At 39.4% G+C, this 21,550-nt stretch carries 18 protein-coding genes and 5 tRNA genes; 21 read left to right on the plus strand and 2 right to left on the minus strand.

The genetic code is table 11. From position 1 onward, the window contains the following. Positions 1–60 precede the first annotated feature (60 nt). From MWU56_RS14875 to MWU56_RS14975, 21 genes are all read left to right on the plus strand, one after another. Positions 61–1,734, plus strand: a complete 1,674-nt coding sequence (locus MWU56_RS14875; protein ID WP_247045706.1) for an alanine/glycine:cation symporter family protein — start codon at positions 61–63, stop codon at positions 1,732–1,734. A 16-nt stretch (positions 1,735–1,750) separates the two neighbouring features. Further along, complete coding sequence (locus MWU56_RS14880) at positions 1,751–2,608, plus strand: ComEA family DNA-binding protein (protein ID WP_247045708.1); 858 nt, start codon at positions 1,751–1,753, stop codon at positions 2,606–2,608. 10 nt (positions 2,609–2,618) lie between these two features. Further along, entirely contained in the window at positions 2,619–3,788 is a 1,170-nt protein-coding gene (locus tag MWU56_RS14885) for an acyl-CoA dehydrogenase family protein (RefSeq protein ID WP_247045710.1), read from the plus strand. 92 nt (positions 3,789–3,880) lie between these two features. After that, positions 3,881–4,075: a 30S ribosomal protein S21 gene (gene rpsU / locus MWU56_RS14890; RefSeq protein ID WP_100817501.1), complete on the plus strand. Its 195-nt coding sequence runs from the start codon at positions 3,881–3,883 to the stop codon at positions 4,073–4,075. A gap of 96 nt (positions 4,076–4,171) precedes the next feature. Then, positions 4,172–5,059: a tyrosine-type recombinase/integrase gene (locus MWU56_RS14895; RefSeq protein WP_247045712.1), complete on the plus strand. Its 888-nt coding sequence runs from the start codon at positions 4,172–4,174 to the stop codon at positions 5,057–5,059. 54 nt (positions 5,060–5,113) lie between these two features. Further along, entirely contained in the window at positions 5,114–5,416 is a 303-nt protein-coding gene (hpf, locus tag MWU56_RS14900) for a ribosome hibernation-promoting factor, HPF/YfiA family (RefSeq protein ID WP_247045714.1), read from the plus strand. Between the two features lie 101 nt (positions 5,417–5,517). Then, positions 5,518–5,591 (plus strand) — tRNA-Thr (locus tag MWU56_RS14905). 22 nt (positions 5,592–5,613) lie between these two features. Next, a tRNA-Tyr gene (locus MWU56_RS14910) sits at positions 5,614–5,696 on the plus strand. Positions 5,697–5,773: 77 nt separating this feature from the next. Next, positions 5,774–5,846, plus strand: a tRNA-Gly gene (locus tag MWU56_RS14915). Between the two features lie 89 nt (positions 5,847–5,935). Beyond that, positions 5,936–6,007: transfer RNA gene (locus tag MWU56_RS14920), tRNA-Thr, on the plus strand. 47 nt (positions 6,008–6,054) lie between these two features. Next, the gene (gene tuf / locus MWU56_RS14925; protein WP_247045716.1) at positions 6,055–7,242 is read left to right on the plus strand and encodes an elongation factor Tu; all 1,188 of its coding nucleotides are present in this window, start codon (positions 6,055–6,057) and stop codon (positions 7,240–7,242) included. A 70-nt stretch (positions 7,243–7,312) separates the two neighbouring features. After that, positions 7,313–7,385 (plus strand) — tRNA-Trp (locus MWU56_RS14930). Between the two features lie 21 nt (positions 7,386–7,406). After that, the gene (secE, locus tag MWU56_RS14935) at positions 7,407–7,595 is read left to right on the plus strand and encodes a preprotein translocase subunit SecE (protein ID WP_247045718.1); all 189 of its coding nucleotides are present in this window, start codon (positions 7,407–7,409) and stop codon (positions 7,593–7,595) included. A 12-nt stretch (positions 7,596–7,607) separates the two neighbouring features. After that, the gene (nusG, locus tag MWU56_RS14940) at positions 7,608–8,159 is read left to right on the plus strand and encodes a transcription termination/antitermination protein NusG (protein WP_247045720.1); all 552 of its coding nucleotides are present in this window, start codon (positions 7,608–7,610) and stop codon (positions 8,157–8,159) included. Between the two features lie 121 nt (positions 8,160–8,280). After that, positions 8,281–8,718: a 50S ribosomal protein L11 gene (rplK, locus tag MWU56_RS14945; protein ID WP_247045722.1), complete on the plus strand. Its 438-nt coding sequence runs from the start codon at positions 8,281–8,283 to the stop codon at positions 8,716–8,718. Between the two features lie 21 nt (positions 8,719–8,739). Further along, positions 8,740–9,432, plus strand: coding sequence for a 50S ribosomal protein L1 (gene rplA / locus MWU56_RS14950; protein ID WP_247045724.1), 693 nt, complete (start codon positions 8,740–8,742; stop codon positions 9,430–9,432). A 22-nt stretch (positions 9,433–9,454) separates the two neighbouring features. Next, positions 9,455–9,973: a 50S ribosomal protein L10 gene (gene rplJ / locus MWU56_RS14955; protein WP_247045727.1), complete on the plus strand. Its 519-nt coding sequence runs from the start codon at positions 9,455–9,457 to the stop codon at positions 9,971–9,973. Between the two features lie 54 nt (positions 9,974–10,027). Continuing rightward, the gene (gene rplL / locus MWU56_RS14960; protein ID WP_247045729.1) at positions 10,028–10,411 is read left to right on the plus strand and encodes a 50S ribosomal protein L7/L12; all 384 of its coding nucleotides are present in this window, start codon (positions 10,028–10,030) and stop codon (positions 10,409–10,411) included. A 128-nt stretch (positions 10,412–10,539) separates the two neighbouring features. Next, a complete protein-coding gene (rpoB, locus tag MWU56_RS14965; protein ID WP_247045731.1) occupies positions 10,540–14,349 on the plus strand; it encodes a DNA-directed RNA polymerase subunit beta in 3,810 nt (1,269 codons plus the stop codon). Between the two features lie 38 nt (positions 14,350–14,387). Beyond that, entirely contained in the window at positions 14,388–18,686 is a 4,299-nt protein-coding gene (gene rpoC, locus MWU56_RS14970) for a DNA-directed RNA polymerase subunit beta' (RefSeq protein ID WP_247045733.1), read from the plus strand. A gap of 57 nt (positions 18,687–18,743) precedes the next feature. Further along, entirely contained in the window at positions 18,744–19,055 is a 312-nt protein-coding gene (locus MWU56_RS14975) for a DUF3467 domain-containing protein (RefSeq protein WP_247045735.1), read from the plus strand. A 37-nt stretch (positions 19,056–19,092) separates the two neighbouring features. Here MWU56_RS14975 and MWU56_RS14980 read toward each other — a convergent pair whose 3' ends face one another. Both MWU56_RS14980 and MWU56_RS14985 read right to left on the minus strand, forming a co-directional pair. Further along, positions 19,093–19,524 carry a hypothetical protein gene (locus tag MWU56_RS14980; RefSeq protein ID WP_247045737.1) on the minus strand — a complete coding sequence of 144 codons (432 nt, stop codon included), beginning with the start codon at positions 19,522–19,524 and terminating at the stop codon, positions 19,093–19,095. Positions 19,525–19,643: 119 nt separating this feature from the next. Beyond that, on the minus strand, positions 19,644–21,233 hold the full coding sequence (locus tag MWU56_RS14985; protein ID WP_247045739.1) for a peptide chain release factor 3: 1,590 nt from the start codon (positions 21,231–21,233) through the stop codon (positions 19,644–19,646). Between the last annotated feature and the right edge of the window lie 317 nt (positions 21,234–21,550).

A 21,550-nucleotide genomic window follows, 5' to 3' on the forward strand; every position in this document is an offset into this window, starting at 1 on the left:
GTAGAAATTTTTTATGATATTGGTGCTTTACTAAAAAACTAACATAACCAAAACATTATTATGAAGTATAAACTTCTAACTTTTTGTTCATTTTTATTGCCATTTTTATCCATGGCCCAAGAAGGCGGCGAAGTGGGAATAGATGAGAAAATTGATAAAGTCTTCGGAGACATGACAGGGTGGTTTGTAGACTTTATTTTTTATCAAATACCTTTTTCGGAAAACATTAAAATTTATTGGGTATTGTTCCCATTAATATTAGGTGCCGGTTTTTTTACCATTTATTTTAAATTCATCAATTTTTCAGGAATAGTCACAGCTATTAAAGTTGTGATGGGCAAGTATGAGGATATAGAGAAGTATGGGGCCAAAGAATTATATGGTGAAGACGGTATTGCAGTAGGTGTGGATATGAACAAGGTTGAAAGCCTTGATAAGCACCTTGCGGACAATAGAGATGAGATTGTTGTAGATGGAGATATTGTGGATACCATTAGGGATGAAAGTTCCAATGGTGAGGTGTCCCATTTTCAGGCATTGACAGCTGCTCTTTCAGCCACAGTAGGTTTGGGTAATATTGCCGGGGTTGCAGTTGCTGTCTCCATTGGTGGTGCAGGTGCAACTTTTTGGATGATTATTGCCGGACTGTTGGGTATGGCATCAAAATTTGTAGAATGTACATTAGGTGTGAAATATCGTGATGTGGGTCCTGATGGAACTATTTTTGGAGGTCCTATGTACTACTTGACCAAAGGTTTAAAAAACAAATCATTGGGCAAGATCTTGGCCGGTGCCTTTGCTGTAATGTGCATTGGGGGCTCTTTTGGAGGTGGAAACATGTTTCAGGTAAACCAAGCCGTACAACTTTTTGAAAATATGACCGGAGGTTCAGAATCTTTTATTTATGGTTATAGATGGGCGTTCGGACTAATCATGGCCATTTTAGTGGGTATTGTGATTATTGGAGGTATTAAATCCATTGCAAAGGTTACGGATAAAATCGTTCCGTTTATGGTTGTGATCTATGTTGGCGCATCATTGTTTGTATTGGTTGCTAAATATGATATGATTGGCTGGGCCTTCACCGAAATAATCAATGGTGCTTTCGCGCCAGTAGGAATTGTGGGAGGTGCAGTAGGTGTTATGTTACAAGGTTTCCGTAGGGGAGCTTTTTCAAATGAAGCAGGTGTAGGTTCGGCATCTATAGCTCACGCCGCTGTACGTACTAAATATCCAGCATCAGAAGGGTTGGTTGCACTGCTTGAACCATTTATTGATACTGTATTGGTATGTACCATGACAGCTTTGGTATTAATTATCACCGGTAATGTTGACCCGAGTAATGCAGGGATTAACGATGCCGATGCTATTTTATTGACATCTGGTGCTTTTGAATCAGTTATCAGTTGGTTCCCATACGTGCTTACTGTAGCCGTAGTATTATTTGCATTTAGCACACAAATATCATGGTCATATTATGGATACCAAGCATGGGCATATTTATTTGGAAGAACCAAGAAAACTGAATATACCTATAAGATAATTTTCTGTCTGTTTGTTATTGTGGGGGCTTCAGCTAGTATGGGCTCCGTAATAGGCTTTTCGGACGCTATGATTTTTGGTATGATGGTTCCCAACATGATAGGAATCGTCATTTTAGCTCCAAAAGTAAAGGGAGAGCTGAAAAAATATATGAATGCCATTAAGTTAAAAGCTAAAGCCGTAACGGAATAAGAGTATCTATTTAAAAATGAGAGAGAATAAATCCCACTTTAAGTTCAATAAACAAGAACGAAGTGGGATTTTCTTTTTGTTGCTTATTGTGATTTGTTTACAAGGTGTGTATTACGTTGTAAAGGCCAATCCTTTAAAAAAAGAATCAGCTTTAATTGTAAATGCCCTAGAGCAAAGCAGAATAGATAGTCTTAAAATTAGTATGTTTCAGCAACCTCGTAAAATCTATCCATTCAATCCAAACTATATTACCGATTATAAAGGCTACACCTTGGGTTTGTCCACAGCAGAATTGAATAGATTGTTCGCTTACAGGAAGCAAGGCAAGTTTATAAATTCCGCAAAAGAGTTTCAAGCCAAGACTAAGATATCGGATTCTTTGTTGAATATTCTATCACCATATTTTAAATTTCCGGACTGGGTTGGAAAAAATCAACAACATCAACAGCCTGTTTATAATTCTGCCAAAGAAATTCGGACGAAAGATTTGAACGCTGCCACTTCTGAAGATTTAAGGGAGGTTTATGGTATTGGAGAAGTTTTATCCAACCGAATAATAAAATTTAGAGATAGATTGGGAGGCTTCCTGGTAAATGAGCAGTTGTATGATGTGTATGGATTAAAACCTGAAGTCGCAGAAAAGACGTTGCTCAAGTTTCGGGTTTTGGATGCTCCACTGGTAAAAAAGATAAATATCAACACGGCCAGCGCTAATGAGTTGGCACAACTCGTTTATATAAGTAGAACACTAGCTTATAATATTGTAGAATACAAGAAGGAAAATGGAGCTTTCAAGTCAATTGAAGGTTTGATACATGTGGACGGATTTCCAACGGAAAAACTAGATAGAATAGCCTTATATTTGTCGTTATAAAAAAGGTGGTATGATGGATATGTACTTCACGGAAGAGCATAATTTATTTCGGGAGAGCTTAAAGAGTTTTTTGCAAAAAGAAGTTGTTCCCCATATTGAAAAATGGGAAAGCTCAGGAAAGATTGATAGAAGTATCTGGAACAAGTTTGGTGAGATGGGATATTTTGGTTTAATGACACCAGAAGCCTATTCCGGATTGGATTTGGACCTTTTTTATACTGCAATTTTTTTAGAAGAACTTCAAAAGATAAATTCTGGAGGATTTGCTGCTGCCATGTGGGCACATCAATATTTGGCCATGACTTATTTAAACAAGTTGGCCACTGATGAACAAAAACGAGCCTATTTAGAGCCCAGCGTCCTTGGGAATAAAATTGGCTGTTTGGGGATTTCTGAACCATTTGGAGGCAGTGATGTTGCAGCTATGCGAACCACGGCCGAAAAGAAGGGTGATGTGTATATTGTAAATGGTTCCAAAACGTTTATTACCAATGGGGTCTATGGGGACTATATTATACTAGCGGCAAAAACGGATGGTAATGCGGGTCACAAAGGAATCAGTATGCTCATAATGGACACAAATGCAAATGGTGTTTCGTCCAATAAGTTGAACAAATTGGGCTGGTGGGCCTCAGACACTGCAGAATTGGCATTTGATAATGTGGAGGTTCCAGTATCCAATTTGTTGGGTGAAGAAAACGCAGGCTTCGCCTATATTATGGAAGCCTTTGCATTGGAACGCCTTGTTATGGGAGTAAATGCCCATGCCAGAGCCGAATACGCGTTGGATTATGCATTGCAATACATGTCGGAACGCGAAGCTTTTGGTAAAAGTATAGATCAGTTTCAGGCCTTACGGCATAGACTGGTAGATCTTTATTCGGATATGTTGTTGTGCAAGCAATTTAATTATGCGACGATAGCTCAAATGGATAAAGGTGCTTATGTAGTTAAAGAAGCAAGCATTTCAAAACTTAAATCCACAAAAATGGCAGATGAAGTAATCTATAACTGTCTTCAATTTTTAGGGGGATATGGTTATATCGAAGACTACCCCATGGCAAGATTGAGCCGGGATAGTAGGTTGGGTCCTATTGGAGGGGGAACTTCGGAGATTTTGAAAGAAATCTTGGCCAAAATAATTGTGGATAAAAAGGAGTACAGAAAACCTACGATGTAGTTAAATGTCAAAAAAATAAAATATTTCTTTACGCATTGAATATCATTTGTATATTTGCACACCAAAATTTTAAAGAAAGGAGGTTGTAGCCCATGTTAATTATACCAGTAAAAGAAGGAGAAAACATCGATAGAGCTTTAAAACGTTTTAAACGTAAGTTCGACAGGACAGGTACTATGCGTCAGTTAAGAACAAGAAAGCAGTTTACCAAGCCTTCTGTAGAGCGCAGAGCACAAATTCAAAAAGCACAATACATTCAAGGTTTAAGAGATCAAGAAGAAGTATAAAGCTATTGTTTTTACAAAATAAATCAATCCCGTTCCAATATTGGAACGGGATTTTTCGTTTTATTAATGCTCAACCGTAATTGCTACCTTTGATATATGTCCATATCAGCTTTTATATCGTATTTAAAGCTAGAGAGAAACTATTCTGAACATACCGTAAAGGCATATGAGAGGGATATAGGGGGATTTAAGGACTTTTGCGAAAATCAGGGAGAGCTAGATGTTTCGCATGCTTCTTATCCGCTAATACGTAGCTGGATCGTTACCTTGTCCGATCAGGGAATTTCTAATAGGACCATAAATAGGAAGGTGTCCTCCTTGCAGGCTTATTATAAGTTCTTACTAAAGGTAGGCGATATAAAAATATCACCTTTATTAAAACATAGGGCGCTCAAGACCAGTAAAAAAGTTGAAATCCCTTTTTCTGAATCTGAAATGGAAACTATTTTGTCTAAAATTCCCTTTGATGATGATTTTGAAGGCGCACGTGATAAACTTATCGTTGAGCTATTGTATACTACGGGAATGAGAAGGGCAGAATTGGTCAACCTAAAGATCAAAGATGTTGATTTTTCGGGACAGGTATTAAAAGTGCTTGGCAAAAGGAACAAAGAACGTATTCTACCTCTTTTGCCGTCTACCGTAGATCAGATCAAAAATTACTTGAATAGGCGTTCTGAACTTGGGGATGTGCTGGATTCAACTTACCTGTTATTAACAAAACAAGGTCTTAAAATTTATGAAACACTTGTTTATCGCACTATAAATAAGTATTTTAGTTTGGTGTCTCCCAAGGTAAAAAAAAGCCCGCATATAATTAGGCATACCTTTGCAACACACTTGCTTAACCGGGGGGCGGATTTAAATTCTGTTAAGGAATTATTGGGTCATTCCAGTTTGGCATCTACACAAGTGTATACGCACAATAGTATTGCCGAACTAAAAAAAGTTCATCAAAAGGCTCATCCTAGAAACAAGAAATAAAGTTCTTGTATTGTATAACTATACTGTCTTGGACAGTGCTAAAAACTTCTTCTTATGAAAGTAAACCCACAATCGGTAAATTTTACAGCTGATGGAAAACTCATCGATTTTGTCCAAAAACGAATGGACAAGATAGAAGTGTTCTATGACAAGGTCATTGAATCGGATGTGTATTTAAAGATAGAGAACACAAGCGCAAAGGAAAATAAGATAGTGGAAATTGTAGTTTTTGTTCCAGGAGATAAGATTAGGGTAAAAAAACAATGTAAAACATTTGAGGAGGCAGTGGATTCAGCTTGTAGTTCCTTGGAAAGACGATTAGTAAAAAAGAAAGAAAAACTAAGAATGAAAGCTTGATAAATATTTTTCAAAATTTGTTTTGATTAAAAAAATAAATATATACATTTGCAGTCCGTTAGAAATAGCGGGCTTTTTTAGTGAGTAAAAAGCGGTGAAATGCCGATATAGCTCAGCTGGCTAGAGCAGCTGATTTGTAATCAGCAGGTCGTGGGTTCGAGTCCCTCTATCGGCTCGTAAATTACTGAAAATAAGGCGGGGGGATACTCAAGCGGCCAACGAGGACAGACTGTAAATCTGTTGGTTTTTACCTTCGCAGGTTCGAATCCTGCTCCCCCCACAAAGGTTGTTCGTCGGAACAACTGGTAAGAGGAGTTTTGAAATTATGGAGTCTTTGGATGAAAATCCAAGAAAAATGCGGGAGTAGCTCAGTTGGTAGAGCGTCAGCCTTCCAAGCTGAATGTCGCCGGTTCGAACCCGGTCTCCCGCTCTAAACTTGAAACTTATGTTTCGAGATGAAGGTTGAAGTTTTGACGAGCTAGACTTGTAACTTTAAACTCTAAACCTGATAACCCATAGGCCGGTGTAGCTCAGGGGTAGAGCGTTTCCTTGGTAAGGAAGAGGTCACGGGTTCAAATCCCGTCATTGGCTCAAAACGATTTGTACACTAATATAAACTAAGATTAAAATTATTTAAAATGGCAAAGGAAACTTTTGATCGTTCCAAACCGCACTTAAATATTGGTACCATTGGACACGTGGATCACGGTAAAACTACATTGACCGCTGCTATTACCACTGTATTGGCCAACGCAGGTTTGTCTGAAACAAGAAGCTTTGATTCTATTGACAATGCTCCTGAAGAAAAAGAAAGAGGTATTACAATCAACACTTCACACGTTGAGTACCAAACAGAAAACCGTCACTACGCTCACGTTGACTGTCCTGGTCACGCGGATTACGTAAAGAACATGGTTACTGGTGCTGCTCAGATGGACGGTGCTATTTTGGTTGTTGCCGCGACAGATGGTCCTATGCCACAAACTCGTGAGCACATCCTTTTGGGTCGTCAGGTAGGTATTCCACGTATCGTTGTTTTCTTGAACAAAGTTGATATGGTGGATGATGAAGAGCTTTTGGAACTTGTTGAAATGGAAGTAAGAGAATTGCTTTCTTTTTATGAGTACGATGGTGATAATGGTCCCGTAATTGCTGGTTCTGCACTTGGTGCTTTGAACGGTGAGCAAAAATGGGTGGATACTGTGATGGAGTTGATGAGTGCTGTTGATGAGTGGATTGAAGAGCCTGAGCGTGAAGTTGATAAAGACTTCCTTATGCCGATTGAAGATGTATTCACTATTACAGGTCGTGGTACCGTTGCTACTGGTCGTATCGAAACAGGTGTTGCCAATACAGGTGATGCTGTTGATATTATTGGTATGGGTGCTGAAAAATTGACTTCCACTATTACTGGAGTTGAGATGTTCCGTAAAATTTTGGATAGAGGTGAAGCTGGTGATAATGTAGGTATTCTTTTGAGAGGTATCGAGAAATCTGATATCAAAAGAGGTATGGTTATCTGTAAGCCAGGATCTGTAACTCCTCACGCTAAATTTAAGGCAGAGGTTTATATCCTTAAAAAAGAAGAAGGTGGTCGTCACACTCCTTTTCATAACAACTACCGTCCACAGTTTTATTTAAGAACTACGGATGTAACAGGTAACATTAACCTACCTGATGGAGTTGAGATGGTAATGCCAGGTGATAACTTGACAATTACTGTGGATCTTATTCAGCCTGTGGCTTGTAACGTAGGTTTACGTTTCGCTATCCGTGAAGGTGGTAGAACCGTAGGTGCTGGTCAGGTTACTGAGATATTAGATTAATCATTTTATAGATAAAATTGCACTTAAGGGTGTTCCGATTTTCTCGGGATACCTTTCAGTGTAATTATAAACGGGTGTAGCTCAGTTGGTAGAGCACTGGTCTCCAAAACCAGGTGTCGGGAGTTCGAGCCTCTCCTCCCGTGCAAGTAAAATACATAAAAGTTATGGTCACTTATATAAAGGAATCATTAGAAGAACTTAAAAACAATGTTACTTGGTTGGAAAGAAGCAAGGCTTCAAACCTAATGGTTGTTGTAGCAGTTTTTTCCATTTTATTTGCCTTGGCAACATGGGGAGTGGATTCTTTGTTCAGTAATTTGATCACATTGTATTTTGAAAAATTAATAGGGTAAAGATCGGTCAATATGTCTGAGGTTCTGGAGAAAAAATGGTATGTAGTAAGAGCGGTCAGTGGTCAGGAGAACAAGATCAAGGGCTATATTGAAAGTGAGGTAGAACGCGCAGGTTTTGGCGATTACCTTGAAGAAGTATTAGTGCCTACCGAAAAAGTTATCCAGATTAGAAACGGAAAGAAAATAAACAAAGAACGTGTTTACTTTCCTGGATATATCATGATAAAAGCTAATCTTGGAGGTGAAATGGTTCATATCATTCGTTCTATTACCAATGTAATTGGATTTTTAGGCGAAGTAAAAGGTGGGGACCCCATTCCTTTAAGAAAATCCGAAGTAAACCGTATGTTGGGGAAAGTGGACGAATTGGCGGTCAATACGGACAATGTCGCTATTCCATTCGTGTTGGGTGAAACGGTGAAGGTTATTGATGGGCCATTTAACGGTTTCAATGGAACGGTTGAAAAAATCAATGAAGAAAAGCGAAAGCTGGAGGTAATGGTTAAGATATTCGGAAGAAAAACACCATTGGAACTAAGCTATATGCAAGTAGAAAAAGTATAGTTGAAGCGATATTCAATTTTTTGAATCTCGCATAAACAATTGAATGTAAAGTTAAAAGAGCTGTTACATATATAAAGTTGTGTTGCTTCCAATTAACACACTTTAAATTTAATTAGAAACAATGGCAAAAGAAGTAGATAAGGTAGTTAAATTACAAGTTAGGGGAGGTGCAGCGAATCCATCGCCACCGGTTGGACCCGCCTTAGGTGCTGCTGGGGTTAACATCATGGAGTTCTGTAAGCAGTTTAATGCTCGTACACAGGACAAACAAGGCAAAGTATTGCCGGTTGTTATCACCGTTTACAAGGATAAATCTTTCGATTTTGTTGTAAAAACACCACCTGCGGCAGTTCAATTGATGGAAGCGGCTAAGATTAAAAAAGGATCTGGCGAACCTAACAGGGTTAAAAACGGATCAGTTACCTGGGATCAAGTAAAAGTGATTGCCGAAGACAAAATGGTAGATCTAAACGCTTTTACAGTAGAATCTGCAATGAGTATGGTTGCAGGTACTGCAAGATCAATGGGGCTGAAAATAGCCGGAGCAAGACCTTTTTAAAATCTTAAAAAGCATTATTAAATGGCAAAGTTGACTAAAAAGCAAAAAGACGCCCACGCTAAATTAGATAAGAATAAACTCTATTCTATAGATGAGGCATCAGCTTTAGTAAAAGAAATAACCAATGTAAAATTTGATGCATCCATTGATTTGGCTGTTCGTTTGGGTGTAGATCCAAGAAAGGCCAATCAAATGGTACGTGGAGTAGTTACCCTTCCGCATGGAACAGGTAAAGACGTTAAGGTTTTAGCATTGGTGACACCAGACAAGGAGGCAGAAGCTACAGAAGCAGGCGCCGACTTTGTTGGGTTGGATGAATATTTGGAAAAAATCAAAGGCGGTTGGACCGATGTTGATGTAATCATCACGATGCCAAGCGTTATGGGTAAACTAGGACCTTTAGGGAGAATTTTAGGACCAAGAGGTTTAATGCCCAATCCAAAAACTGGAACCGTAACAATGGATGTAGCTAAAGCAGTATCCGATGTTAAGGCTGGTAAAATAGACTTTAAAGTGGACAAAACAGGTATTGTGCACGCTGCAATCGGAAAAGCTTCTTTTTCTGCGGATAAAATCGCAGGGAATGCCAGGGAATTGATTGATACCTTGGTTAAAATGAAGCCATCCGCTTCAAAAGGTGTGTACATGAGGAGTATTTATTTGTCCAGCACAATGAGTCCTAGTATTCAATTAGATCCAAAAGCAGTTCAATAACTGGTAGTTCAATTTTATAACTATGACAAGAGAAGAAAAAGCAACAGTAATAGAAGACTTGACTGCACAATTGGCTGATAATCCAAATATTTATTTGGCGGATATATCAGGATTGAATGCTGTGGACACCTCTAATTTAAGAAGAGCGTGTTTTAAAGCAAATATTAAACTAGCGGTCGTTAAGAACACCTTGCTTGCAAAAGCAATGGAAGCTTCTGATAAGGAATTTGGTGAACTTCCCGATGTATTGAAAGGAAATACATCTATGATGTTGTCCGAAACAGGGAACGCACCTGCGAAACTTATCAAGAACTTTAGAAAAAAATCAGAAAAGCCTGTATTGAAAGGGGCCTTTATAGCAGAGGCTATCTATATAGGTGACGAAAACTTGGAGGCACTTGTTAATATCAAGTCCAAAGAGGAAGTTATCGGGGATATCATCGGATTGTTACAATCGCCGGCCAAAAACGTTATTTCTGGACTTAAGTCCGGAGGTGGTAAACTGGCAGGTATCCTTAAAACTTTATCTGAGAAAGAATAATTCGCGCACAATAAACTAAGTATATTTTTAAAATTTTTATTAAACGATAGAAAAATGGCAGATTTAAAAGATTTTGCAGAACAGTTGGTAAACCTTACAGTAAAAGAGGTAAATGAATTGGCCGACATTTTAAAAGAAGAATATGGTATTGAGCCCGCTGCTGCTGCAGTAGCTGTTGCTGGTGGTGGTGCCGCTGGTGGAGGTGATGGTGAAGCTGCTGAGGAACAAACAGAATTTGATGTTGTTCTTACAGCTGCCGGTGGTTCTAAATTGGCAGTCGTAAAATTGGTTAAGGAATTGACCGGTCTTGGACTAAAAGACGCTAAAGAAATCGTTGACAGCGCACCAAAAGCTGTTAAGGAAGGTGTTTCCAAAGATGAGGCAGAAGGTATCAAAAAATCATTGGAAGAAGCAGGAGCAGAAGTTGAGCTTAAATAATCGCTTTTCCCATAAGAACTTGGTTAAGGTCTTTCCATTTTTTGGTTAGACCTTAGCCTATTTATATAAGGAGTGTATAAAGCCGTGCACAAACCCACTTAGTATTCACGATCAAAATTTGTCCATAGATGTTCACAAACACTATTGAAAGAGTAAATTTCGCATCCGCTAAGAACATACCGGAATATCCGGATTTCTTGGACATTCAGATAAAATCGTTCCAAGACTTTTTCCAGCTTGAAACTAAATCTGACGAAAGAGGAAACGAAGGTCTCTACAACACCTTCATGGAGAATTTTCCAATTACAGATACCAGAAACCAGTTTGTACTTGAGTTTTTGGATTACTTCATAGATCCACCAAGATATTCCATCCAAGAATGTATAGAACGTGGACTTACCTATAGCGTTCCCTTAAAGGCACGTTTAAAATTATACTGTACCGATCCAGAACACGAAGATTTCGAAACTATCGTTCAGGATGTTTATTTGGGTACCATCCCTTATATGACTCCTAGTGGAACCTTTGTGATCAATGGTGCGGAACGCGTTGTAGTATCCCAATTGCACAGATCTCCAGGGGTTTTCTTTGGACAATCTTTCCACGCAAATGGAACAAAATTATATTCAGCTAGGGTAATTCCGTTTAAAGGGTCCTGGATTGAATTTGCCACCGATATCAACTCGGTGATGTATGCCTATATCGATAGGAAGAAAAAATTACCGGTAACCACTTTGTTCCGAGCCATTGGCTTTGAAAGGGATAAGGATATTTTGGAAATCTTTGATCTATCAGAAGAAGTAAAAGTTTCCAAAACCGGACTTAAAAAAGTATTGGGCCGTAAGTTGGCCGCCAGGGTGTTGAATACATGGCATGAAGATTTCGTGGATGAGGATACTGGAGAAGTGGTTTCCATCGAAAGAAACGAGATTGTACTTGATCGTGATACCGTTTTGGAAAAAGAGCATATCGATGAAATCATTGATGCCGATGTGAAGACTATACTACTTCACAAAGAGAACAATGCACAATCGGATTATGCCATTATCCATAACACCTTGCAAAAAGATCCTACCAACTCCGAAAAAGAAGCGGTAGAACATATTTACAGGCAGTTGCGTAATGCAGAACCGCCAGATGAGGAAACTGCTCGAGGTATTATCGACAAATTGTTCTTCTCAGACCAACGTTACAATTTAGGTGAAGTAGGTCGATATAGAATGAACAAGAAGTTGGGCTTGGATATTGGAATGGACAAACAAGTCTTGACCAAGGAAGATATCATTACCATTATAAAGTATTTGATTGAGTTGATCAACTCCAAAGCAGAGATTGATGATATTGATCACTTGTCCAACCGTCGTGTAAGAACCGTAGGAGAGCAATTATCCTCTCAATTTGGTGTAGGTTTGGCACGTATGGCACGTACCATTCGTGAGCGTATGAACGTTCGTGACAACGAGGTGTTTACACCGATTGATTTGATTAACGCGAAGACATTGTCGTCCGTAATCAATTCTTTTTTCGGAACCAACCAGTTGTCCCAGTTCATGGATCAGACCAACCCGTTGGCAGAGATTACACACAAAAGAAGATTGTCCGCACTAGGGCCAGGTGGTCTTTCCCGTGAAAGAGCTGGTTTTGAGGTGCGTGATGTTCACTATACACACTACGGAAGATTATGTCCTATTGAGACACCTGAAGGACCCAACATTGGTTTGATTTCTTCATTGTCCGTATTTGCCAAGGTGAACAATATGGGCTTCTTGGAAACCCCTTACCGTAAAGTAGAAAATGGAAAAGTAGATACGAAAAATCATATCTACTTAAGTGCAGAGGAGGAAGAGGGAATGAAGATTGCCCAAGCAAACATTCCATTGGCAGACGATGGTACCATAGAAAGAGAAAAGGTAATTGCCCGTGAAGAAGGTGATTTCCCAGTTGTTGACCCAGGAGAAATCAAGTACACGGACGTTGCGCCGAACCAAATTGCCTCCATTTCAGCATCATTGATTCCTTTCTTGGAGCACGATGATGCGAACCGGGCCTTGATGGGATCAAACATGATGCGTCAGGCAGTTCCATTGTTGAGACCAGATTCTCCAATTGTAGGTACAGGTCTGGAAAGACAAGTAGCTACAGATTCTCGCGTATTGATCAATGCAGAAGGAGACGGTGTGGTAGAATATGTGGATTCACAGAAAGTAACCATAAAATATACAAGGACCGAAGAAGAGCGCTTGGTAAGCTTTGAAGATGACTCAAAGACCTACCAATTGGTGAAGTTTAGAAAAACAAACCAAGGGACCAGTATCAACTTGAAGCCAATTGTAAGAAAAGGCGATAAAGTAAAAAAAGGTCAAGTGCTTTGTGAAGGTTACGCTACCGAAAAAGGTGAATTGGCCTTGGGTAGAAACATGAAGGTTGCCTTTATGCCTTGGAAAGGATACAACTTTGAGGATGCGATCGTGATTTCTGAAAAAGTAGTTCGCGAAGATATCTTTACCTCAATCCATGTAGATGAGTATTCCTTGGAAGTAAGGGATACAAAACTGGGTGCAGAGGAATTGACAAACGATATTCCAAACGTATCCGAAGAAGCAACAAAAGATTTGGACGAGTACGGTATGATCCGTATTGGTGCCGAAGTGAAGCCAGGGGATATATTAATTGGTAAGATTACACCAAAAGGTGAATCGGATCCAACCCCGGAAGAAAAACTGTTGCGTGCCATCTTTGGAGATAAAGCAGGCGACGTTAAGGATGCTTCATTAAAAGCTTCGCCGTCGTTGAGAGGTGTGGTAATTGACAAGAAATTATTCTCTCGTTCCATAAAGGACAAGAGAAAACGTTCTGAAGATAAAGAGGCCATTGCCAGATTGGAGATGGACTATGAAGTGAAGTTCCAACAACTTAAGGACGAATTGATCGAGAAATTGTTCAGTTTGATCAGTGGAAAAACATCACAAGGTGTAATCAATGATTTGGGTGAAGAAGTACTTCCAAAAGGAAAGAAATACACCATTAAAATGTTGAATTCCGTTGACGATTTCGCTCACTTGGTTGGAGGTAGCTGGACAACAGATGATGCAACCAATGCATTGGTTGCCGATTTGTTGCACAATTACAAAATCAAATTGAACGATATTCAAGGTAACCTAAGAAGGGATAAGTTTACCATCTCCGTAGGGGATGAGCTTCCAGCAGGTATCATGAAGTTGGCCAAAGTCTATATCGCTAAAAAGCGTAAGCTTAAAGTAGGTGATAAAATGGCAGGTCGTCATGGTAACAAAGGTATTGTTGCTAGAATCGTTCGTCAAGAGGATATGCCATTCTTGGAAGACGGAACTCCAGTGGATATTGTTTTAAATCCACTTGGTGTACCATCAAGGATGAATATTGGTCAGATATACGAAACCGTATTAGGTTGGGCCGGATTAAAATTGGGTCAAAAATATGCAACTCCAATTTTCGATGGCGCCTCGTTAGATCAAATTAATGAGATTACCGATAAAGCAGGCGTTCCACGATTTGGACATACCTACCTATATGACGGTGGAACAGGTCAACGTTTCGACCAACGTGCAACCGTTGGGGTTATTTACATGTTGAAATTAGGTCACATGGTAGATGATAAAATGCACGCAAGATCTATTGGACCATACTCATTGATCACTCAGCAACCATTGGGTGGTAAGGCACAGTTTGGTGGTCAGCGTTTTGGAGAGATGGAAGTTTGGGCATTGGAAGCCTACGGCGCATCTGCTACCCTACGAGAAATATTGACCGTTAAGTCGGATGATGTTATCGGAAGGGCCAAGACCTATGAGACTATCGTAAAAGGTGAGACCATGCCAGAACCTGGGTTGCCAGAATCTTTCAACGTATTGATGCACGAACTAAAAGGTTTGGGCTTGGATATCAGATTGGAAGAATAGAACACTATATACATTAACTATATCATCACCATATTGTTATGGCTAGAATAAAAGATAATAACGCACAAAAAAGGTTCAATAAAATTTCCATAGGATTGGCTTCTCCGGAGTCTATCTTGGCCGAGTCCCGTGGAGAGGTATTGAAGCCTGAAACCATTAACTATAGAACGCACAAACCAGAGCGTGATGGATTGTTCTGCGAGCGTATTTTTGGTCCCGTAAAGGATTATGAATGTGCATGTGGTAAATACAAAAGAATCCGTTACCGTGGAATCGTTTGTGACCGTTGTGGTGTTGAAGTAACGGAGAAGAAAGTACGTAGAGACCGTGTAGGCCACATTAACCTTGTGGTTCCCGTAGCTCACATCTGGTACTTCCGTTCGCTACCAAACAAAATAGGGTACCTTTTAGGATTGCCATCCAAAAAGTTGGACATGATCATATACTACGAAAGGTATGTGGTTATCCAACCAGGTATTGCAAAAGGTCCAGAAGGTGAGGAAATCAACAAAATGGATTTCTTGACCGAAGAAGAGTACTTGAACATTTTGGAATCTATTCCAACCGAGAACCAATATTTGGAAGATACAGATCCAAATAAGTTTATCGCTAAAATGGGTGCCGAGTGTTTGATTGATATATTGTCCAGAATTGATTTGGAACAATTATCGTACGAACTACGTCATAAAGCGAACACAGAGACTTCAAAGCAACGTAAGACTGAAGCGTTGAAACGTCTTCAGGTGGTAGAAGCACTTCGTGAATCACAAAACAACAGGGAAAACAATCCTGAGTGGATGATTATGAAGGTGGTTCCTGTTATACCACCAGAATTACGTCCTTTGGTGCCATTGGATGGTGGTCGTTTTGCCACTTCCGATTTGAATGATTTGTATAGAAGGGTGATTATCCGTAACAATCGTTTAAAACGTTTGATGGAGATCAAAGCGCCAGAAGTAATCTTGAGGAACGAAAAGCGTATGCTACAAGAATCTGTAGACTCACTTTTCGATAACACAAGAAAGGCATCTGCTGTAAAAACAGAATCTAACAGACCACTCAAGTCCCTTTCCGATTCATTAAAGGGTAAACAAGGTCGATTCCGTCAAAACCTTTTGGGTAAACGTGTGGATTACTCCGCTCGTTCCGTAATTGTGGTTGGACCGGAATTACACTTGTACGAATGTGGTCTTCCTAAAGATATGGCCGCCGAGCTTTACAAACCGTTTATCATCCGTAAGTTGATAGAGAGAGGTATTGTAAAGACCGTAAAATCTGCCAAAAAAATAATAGACAAAAAGGAACCGGTAGTATGGGATATACTTGAAAATGTTCTAAAAGGGCATCCTGTATTGTTAAACCGTGCCCCCACCTTGCACAGATTGGGTATACAAGCGTTCCAGCCTAAACTTATTGAAGGTAAGGCAATTCGTTTACACCCATTGGCGTGTACCGCATTTAACGCGGATTTTGATGGGGATCAAATGGCAGTTCACTTGCCATTGGGACCAGAGGCAATCTTGGAAGCACAACTATTGATGTTGGCTTCTCAGAACATCCTTAATCCTGCTAACGGTTCTCCGATTACAGTACCTTCTCAGGATATGGTTTTGGGATTGTACTATATGACCAAAGAGAAAAAATCTACTCCAGAAGAACCTGTAATGGGAGAAGGACTTACCTTTTATTCTTCTGAAGAGGTAGAAATAGCCTTTAACGAGAAAAAGGTTTCGCTTAATGCTGGTATTAAAGTAAGAACTAAAGACTTTAATGAAGAGGGTGAATTGGTTTATCAAATCATTGAAACCACAGTTGGTCGTGTGTTGTTCAACACAGAAGTGCCAGAGCAAGCAGGGTTCATAAATCAAGTATTGAACAAGAAGGCCCTTAGAAATATTATTGGGGACATTCTTGCGGTAACCGATGTGCCAACTACAGCAGCGTTCTTGGATAAAATCAAGGCCATGGGATATGACTTTGCCTTCAAAGGTGGTCTTTCTTTTAGTTTGGGTGATATTATCATTCCTGCAGAAAAGATAGATATGATTGGCGAGGCAAATCAGCAGGTCGATGGTATTATGATGAACTATAACATGGGTCTTATCACCAACAACGAGCGATATAACCAAGTTATTGATGTTTGGACATCTACCAATGCTATGTTGACAGAATTGGCCATGAAGCGAATTCGTGAAGATAAGCAAGGTTTCAACTCAGTATATATGATGTTGGATTCCGGAGCAAGGGGTTCAAAAGAGCAGATTCGTCAGTTAACTGGTATGCGTGGACTGATGGCCAAGCCTAAAAAATCTACCGCAGGAGGTGGTGAAATTATCGAAAACCCGATTCTTTCCAACTTTAAGGAAGGTCTATCGATTTTGGAATACTTTATCTCCACACACGGTGCGCGTAAAGGTCTTGCCGATACCGCATTGAAAACAGCGGATGCAGGTTATTTGACCAGACGTTTAGTGGACGTTTCACAAGATGTTATTGTTAATAGCGAAGACTGTGAGACCCTTCGAGGCATCGAAGTAGAACCATTGAAGAAGAATGAGGAAATTGTTGAAACCTTAGGAGAAAGAATCTTAGGAAGGGTATCGTTGCACGATGTGTACAATCCATTGACCGAAGAACTTATCCTTGCAGCAGGTCAAGAAATCAATGAAGCAGATGTAAAGCGTGTAGAAGCGGCTCCAATCGAAAAAGTAGAAGTTAGGTCTCCATTAACCTGTGAGGCTCCAAAAGGAATCTGTGCCAAATGTTATGGTAGAAACCTTGCCACCAATAAAATGGTGCAACGAGGTGAGGCTGTAGGAGTTGTGGCAGCACAGTCCATTGGGGAACCTGGTACACAGTTAACGTTGCGTACGTTCCACGTTGGTGGAATCGCAGGTAACATTTCTGAGGACAATAAGATGGTGGCCAAATTTGATGGTGTAGCAGAGATTGAAGACCTGAGAATTGTAGAAGGAGAAAACAGTGAAGGAAATAAAATCAACATTGTAATTTCTAGAACTTCTGAAGTTAAGATAATTGACAAGAAAACAGGGATTACATTAAGTACAAACAACATTCCTTACGGTTCCCAATTGTTCATCAAAAATGGTGAAAAGATTACTAATGGAACTGTGATTTGTGAATGGGATCCTTATAATGGTGTGATTGTTTCTGAATTTGCTGGGGAGATTGCCTATGAGAATATTGAGCAAGGTATTACGTATCAAGTTGAAATCGATGAACAAACCGGTTTCCAGGAGAAAGTAATTTCTGAATCTAGAAACAAGAAACTTATCCCAACATTGTTAATTAAGAATGGTAAGGGAGAAACATTGCGTTCGTACAACTTGCCTGTTGGCTCTCACCTTATGATTGATGATGGAGAAAAGGTGAAAGAAGGTAAGATTTTGGTAAAAATCCCACGTAAATCTGCCAAGGCAGGGGATATTACCGGTGGTCTTCCAAGGGTTACTGAATTGTTCGAGGCTCGTAACCCCTCTAACCCTGCTGTTGTTTCTGAGATTGACGGTGTAGTTTCTTTTGGTAAGATAAAAAGAGGTAACCGTGAAATCATTATAGAATCAAAGCTTGGTGAGATCAAGAAATACTTAGTGAAACTTTCTAACCAGATTTTGGTTCAAGAGAATGACTACGTACGAGCAGGTATGCCATTGTCCGATGGTTCCATTACACCAGAAGATATTTTGGCGATCAAGGGACCATCTGCAGTACAACAATATTTGGTAAACGAAGTACAGGAAGTATATCGTTTACAAGGTGTGAAAATCAACGATAAGCACTTTGAAGTTGTTGTAAGACAAATGATGCGTAAAGTAAAAATCCAAGATCCAGGAGATACGATCTTCCTTGAAAATCAATTGGTACACAAAGACGACTTTATTAATGAAAACGATGGGATTTTCGGTAAAAAAGTTGTTGAAGATGCTGGTGATTCTGAAAGCTTGAAACCAGGACAGATTTTGACCATACGTGAGCTAAGGGACGAAAACTCAATTCTAAGAAGAGAGGATAAGACCTTGGTTACGGCAAGAGATGCTGTAGCAGCAACTGCTACGCCTATTTTGCAAGGTATCACAAGAGCATCATTGCAGACCAAATCCTTTATCTCGGCAGCATCGTTCCAGGAAACTACGAAAGTGTTGAATGAGGCCGCTGTAAGTGGTAAGATAGATACCTTGGAAGGATTGAAAGAAAATGTAATTGTAGGACATAAGATTCCGGCCGGTACAGGTATGAGGGATTATGACAGTATCATTGTAGGTTCCAAAGAGGAATACGATGAGATCATGGCCCGAAAAGAGGAATTTAAATTCTAAATAAAAACAAACCCTGACCTTTTGGTCGGGGTTTTTCTTTTAAGTAAAGTAAATAGTATGGCTGAAGAAAAGAAAAAACAAAAGCAGATCAATATAGAATTGGATGAAAAAACAGCGGAGGGAACCTATTCCAATTTGGCTATAATCAATCATTCCGTATCGGAATTTGTGGTGGACTTCATCAGCTTAATGCCTGGAGCACCCAAGGCAAAAGTAAAAAGTAGAATAATACTTACTCCACAACATGCGAAAAAGCTGCTTAAAGCTTTAAATGATAATGTAAGTAGGTTCGAAAAGGCCCATGGTCCTATTCAAGACTATGAACAACCGGCAATTCCATTGAATTTTGGACCCACTGGAGAAGCATAAAAAAAAGCCCTGATAATACAGGGCTTTTTTTATATGATTATTTTAACCAACCTTTTTGGATACCTTTTTTGGAAAATGAAATTAGGTAGATTCCAATAACGATAACGATAATTGGCATGGCGTATGTTGAAGGACCAAATGCATCTACTGCGTTTGAGATAAATAGCCAATGGATAAATTGTGCTACAGCAGCAATCAAAGAGAGGATAAAAAGCGGTTTAGCCCATTTCCTCCGAATCAAAAGACCTATACATGCAAAAGTTCCAGAAAATACGGCAATAGCGAAAGCAGCGGTTGCCCATGCGGGAATACTCTCAAATGCTTCGCGTTGTACTTGATCTAAACTTTCCAAAACAGACATTGGATTAAAAGCTTGGTTGAGATAATTAAATACCCCTACCAAATTCCATAGAAGAGCGATAATGCTCACCACCCAGAACCAAGTTGGTGGCTTTGTTGAAGTCGTCATAATATCTTTATTTAATTGGTTATGCTACCCAATGTACAAAAAAAGATAAGATACAACTGCAACCAACTCATATTCAGATGAGTGTGTTCTATGATTTAAATCATCGCCAATACTGATTTTTACTCAAATTCAGAGGTGTAATGTAATTTGACCGAAGGATATTTTTGTTGGGTCATTTGCAAAGAGAAAGGGGAGTCGGCCAAAAACACCAATTGTCCTTTTTTGTCCGTGGCTAGAAACTTTTGTTTTACGCGCTTAAATTCTTTGAACTCCTCGTTGTTCTCGTCTTCAGGCTCCACCCAGCAGGCTTTATGAACAGGAAAGTTTTCATAGGTACATTTGGCACCATACTCGTGCTCCAATCTATATTGAATTACTTCATATTGCAATGCCCCAACAGTACCAATAACCTTTCGTCCATTCATTTCTAAAGTAAACAATTGGGCTACACCTTCATCCATGAGTTGGTCTATACCCTTATATAGTTGTTTAGCTTTCATGGGGTCTGCATTGTTTATATACCTAAAGTGTTCCGGTGAAAAGCTGGGGATGCCTTTATAATGCAATTCTTCGCCACTTGTCAATGTGTCTCCGATTTTAAAATTTCCAGTATCATGGAGTCCAACAATGTCCCCAGGGTAAGAAATATCTACAATTTCTTTCTTTTCAGCAAAAAAGGCATTGGGACTTGAGAATTTTAACTTTTTACCTTGTCTTACATGCAAGTAAGGTGTGTTTCTTTCAAAGGTTCCGGAAACAATTTTAATAAAAGCCAAACGGTCACGGTGCTTTGGATCCATATTGGCATGTATTTTAAATACAAATCCTGAAAAATCCTTTTCATTGGCTTTTACCAAACGTTCTTCAGCTTTTTTGGGTCTCGGAGGAGGAGCAATATTTATAAAACAGTCCAGTAGCTCCCGAACGCCGAAATTATTCAAGGCAGATCCAAAAAATACAGGCTGCAACTCACTTTTTAAATAAGCTTCCTTATTAAAATCAGGATACACACCATCAACAAGTTCTAAATTGTCCCGTAGTTCTGCTGCTGCATCGGTGCCAATAATTTTTTCAAGTTCTGGATTGTCTAGATTGTCAAAGGCTATGGTCTCCTCAATATTCTTTTTGCTGTTGCCACTAAATAAATTGATGTTTTTTTCGTAGATGTTATAAATACCTTTGAAATCGTATCCCATCCCAATCGGAAAACTCAAAGGAGTAACCTTTAGTCCTAATTTTTGTTCCACTTCGTCCAAGAGGTCAAAGGCATCTTTCCCTTCACGATCCAGTTTGTTGATGAAGACAATCATAGGGATATTGCGCATTCTACAAACTTCGACTAATTTTTCTGTCTGCTCTTCCACCCCTTTGGCTACATCAATTACCACAATTACACTGTCAACAGCGGTTAAGGTCCGAAAGGTGTCTTCGGCAAAATCCTTATGTCCAGGTGTGTCTAGAATGTTTATTTTTTTGTCTTTATATATAAAGGCCAATACGGAAGTCGCAACAGAGATACCTCGTTGCCGCTCTATCTCCATAAAATCACTAGTGGCAGATTTTTTAATTTTGTTGCTTTTTACGGCACCTGCTTCTTGTATCGCGCCACCGAACAATAATAATTTTTCGGTTAAGGTGGTTTTTCCGGCATCCGGGTGGGAGATGATGCCAAAAGTTCTTCGTTTCGCTATTTCCTTTTCAAATTCCATCAACAAAATTTTCGGCAAAAATAGGGGAATTATATTTTTTACTGGTCAATTTGACAAGGTTTAGGGATTGTTAATATAATTGGAAAAAAAATTAGAATTTAAACTAGCCAAAACCAAAAAGAGAAGTAATTTTCACCCGTTTTATGCCCACTGACCATTCTCATCGGGAAATACTGATTTATAAAATTGGTGGAAGAGGTAACTAATAATGTAGAAATCACCTTTTATCGATAAAAATGGGAGATTTGGGTCAAATATGTTAATTATGCGACGTATTTGTGTGGATGTGTGTCGAAAGAACCTGAAGCATTAAAACA

The organism is Allomuricauda sp. F6463D (assembly GCF_023015965.1).
Classification (GTDB): domain Bacteria; phylum Bacteroidota; class Bacteroidia; order Flavobacteriales; family Flavobacteriaceae; genus Flagellimonas.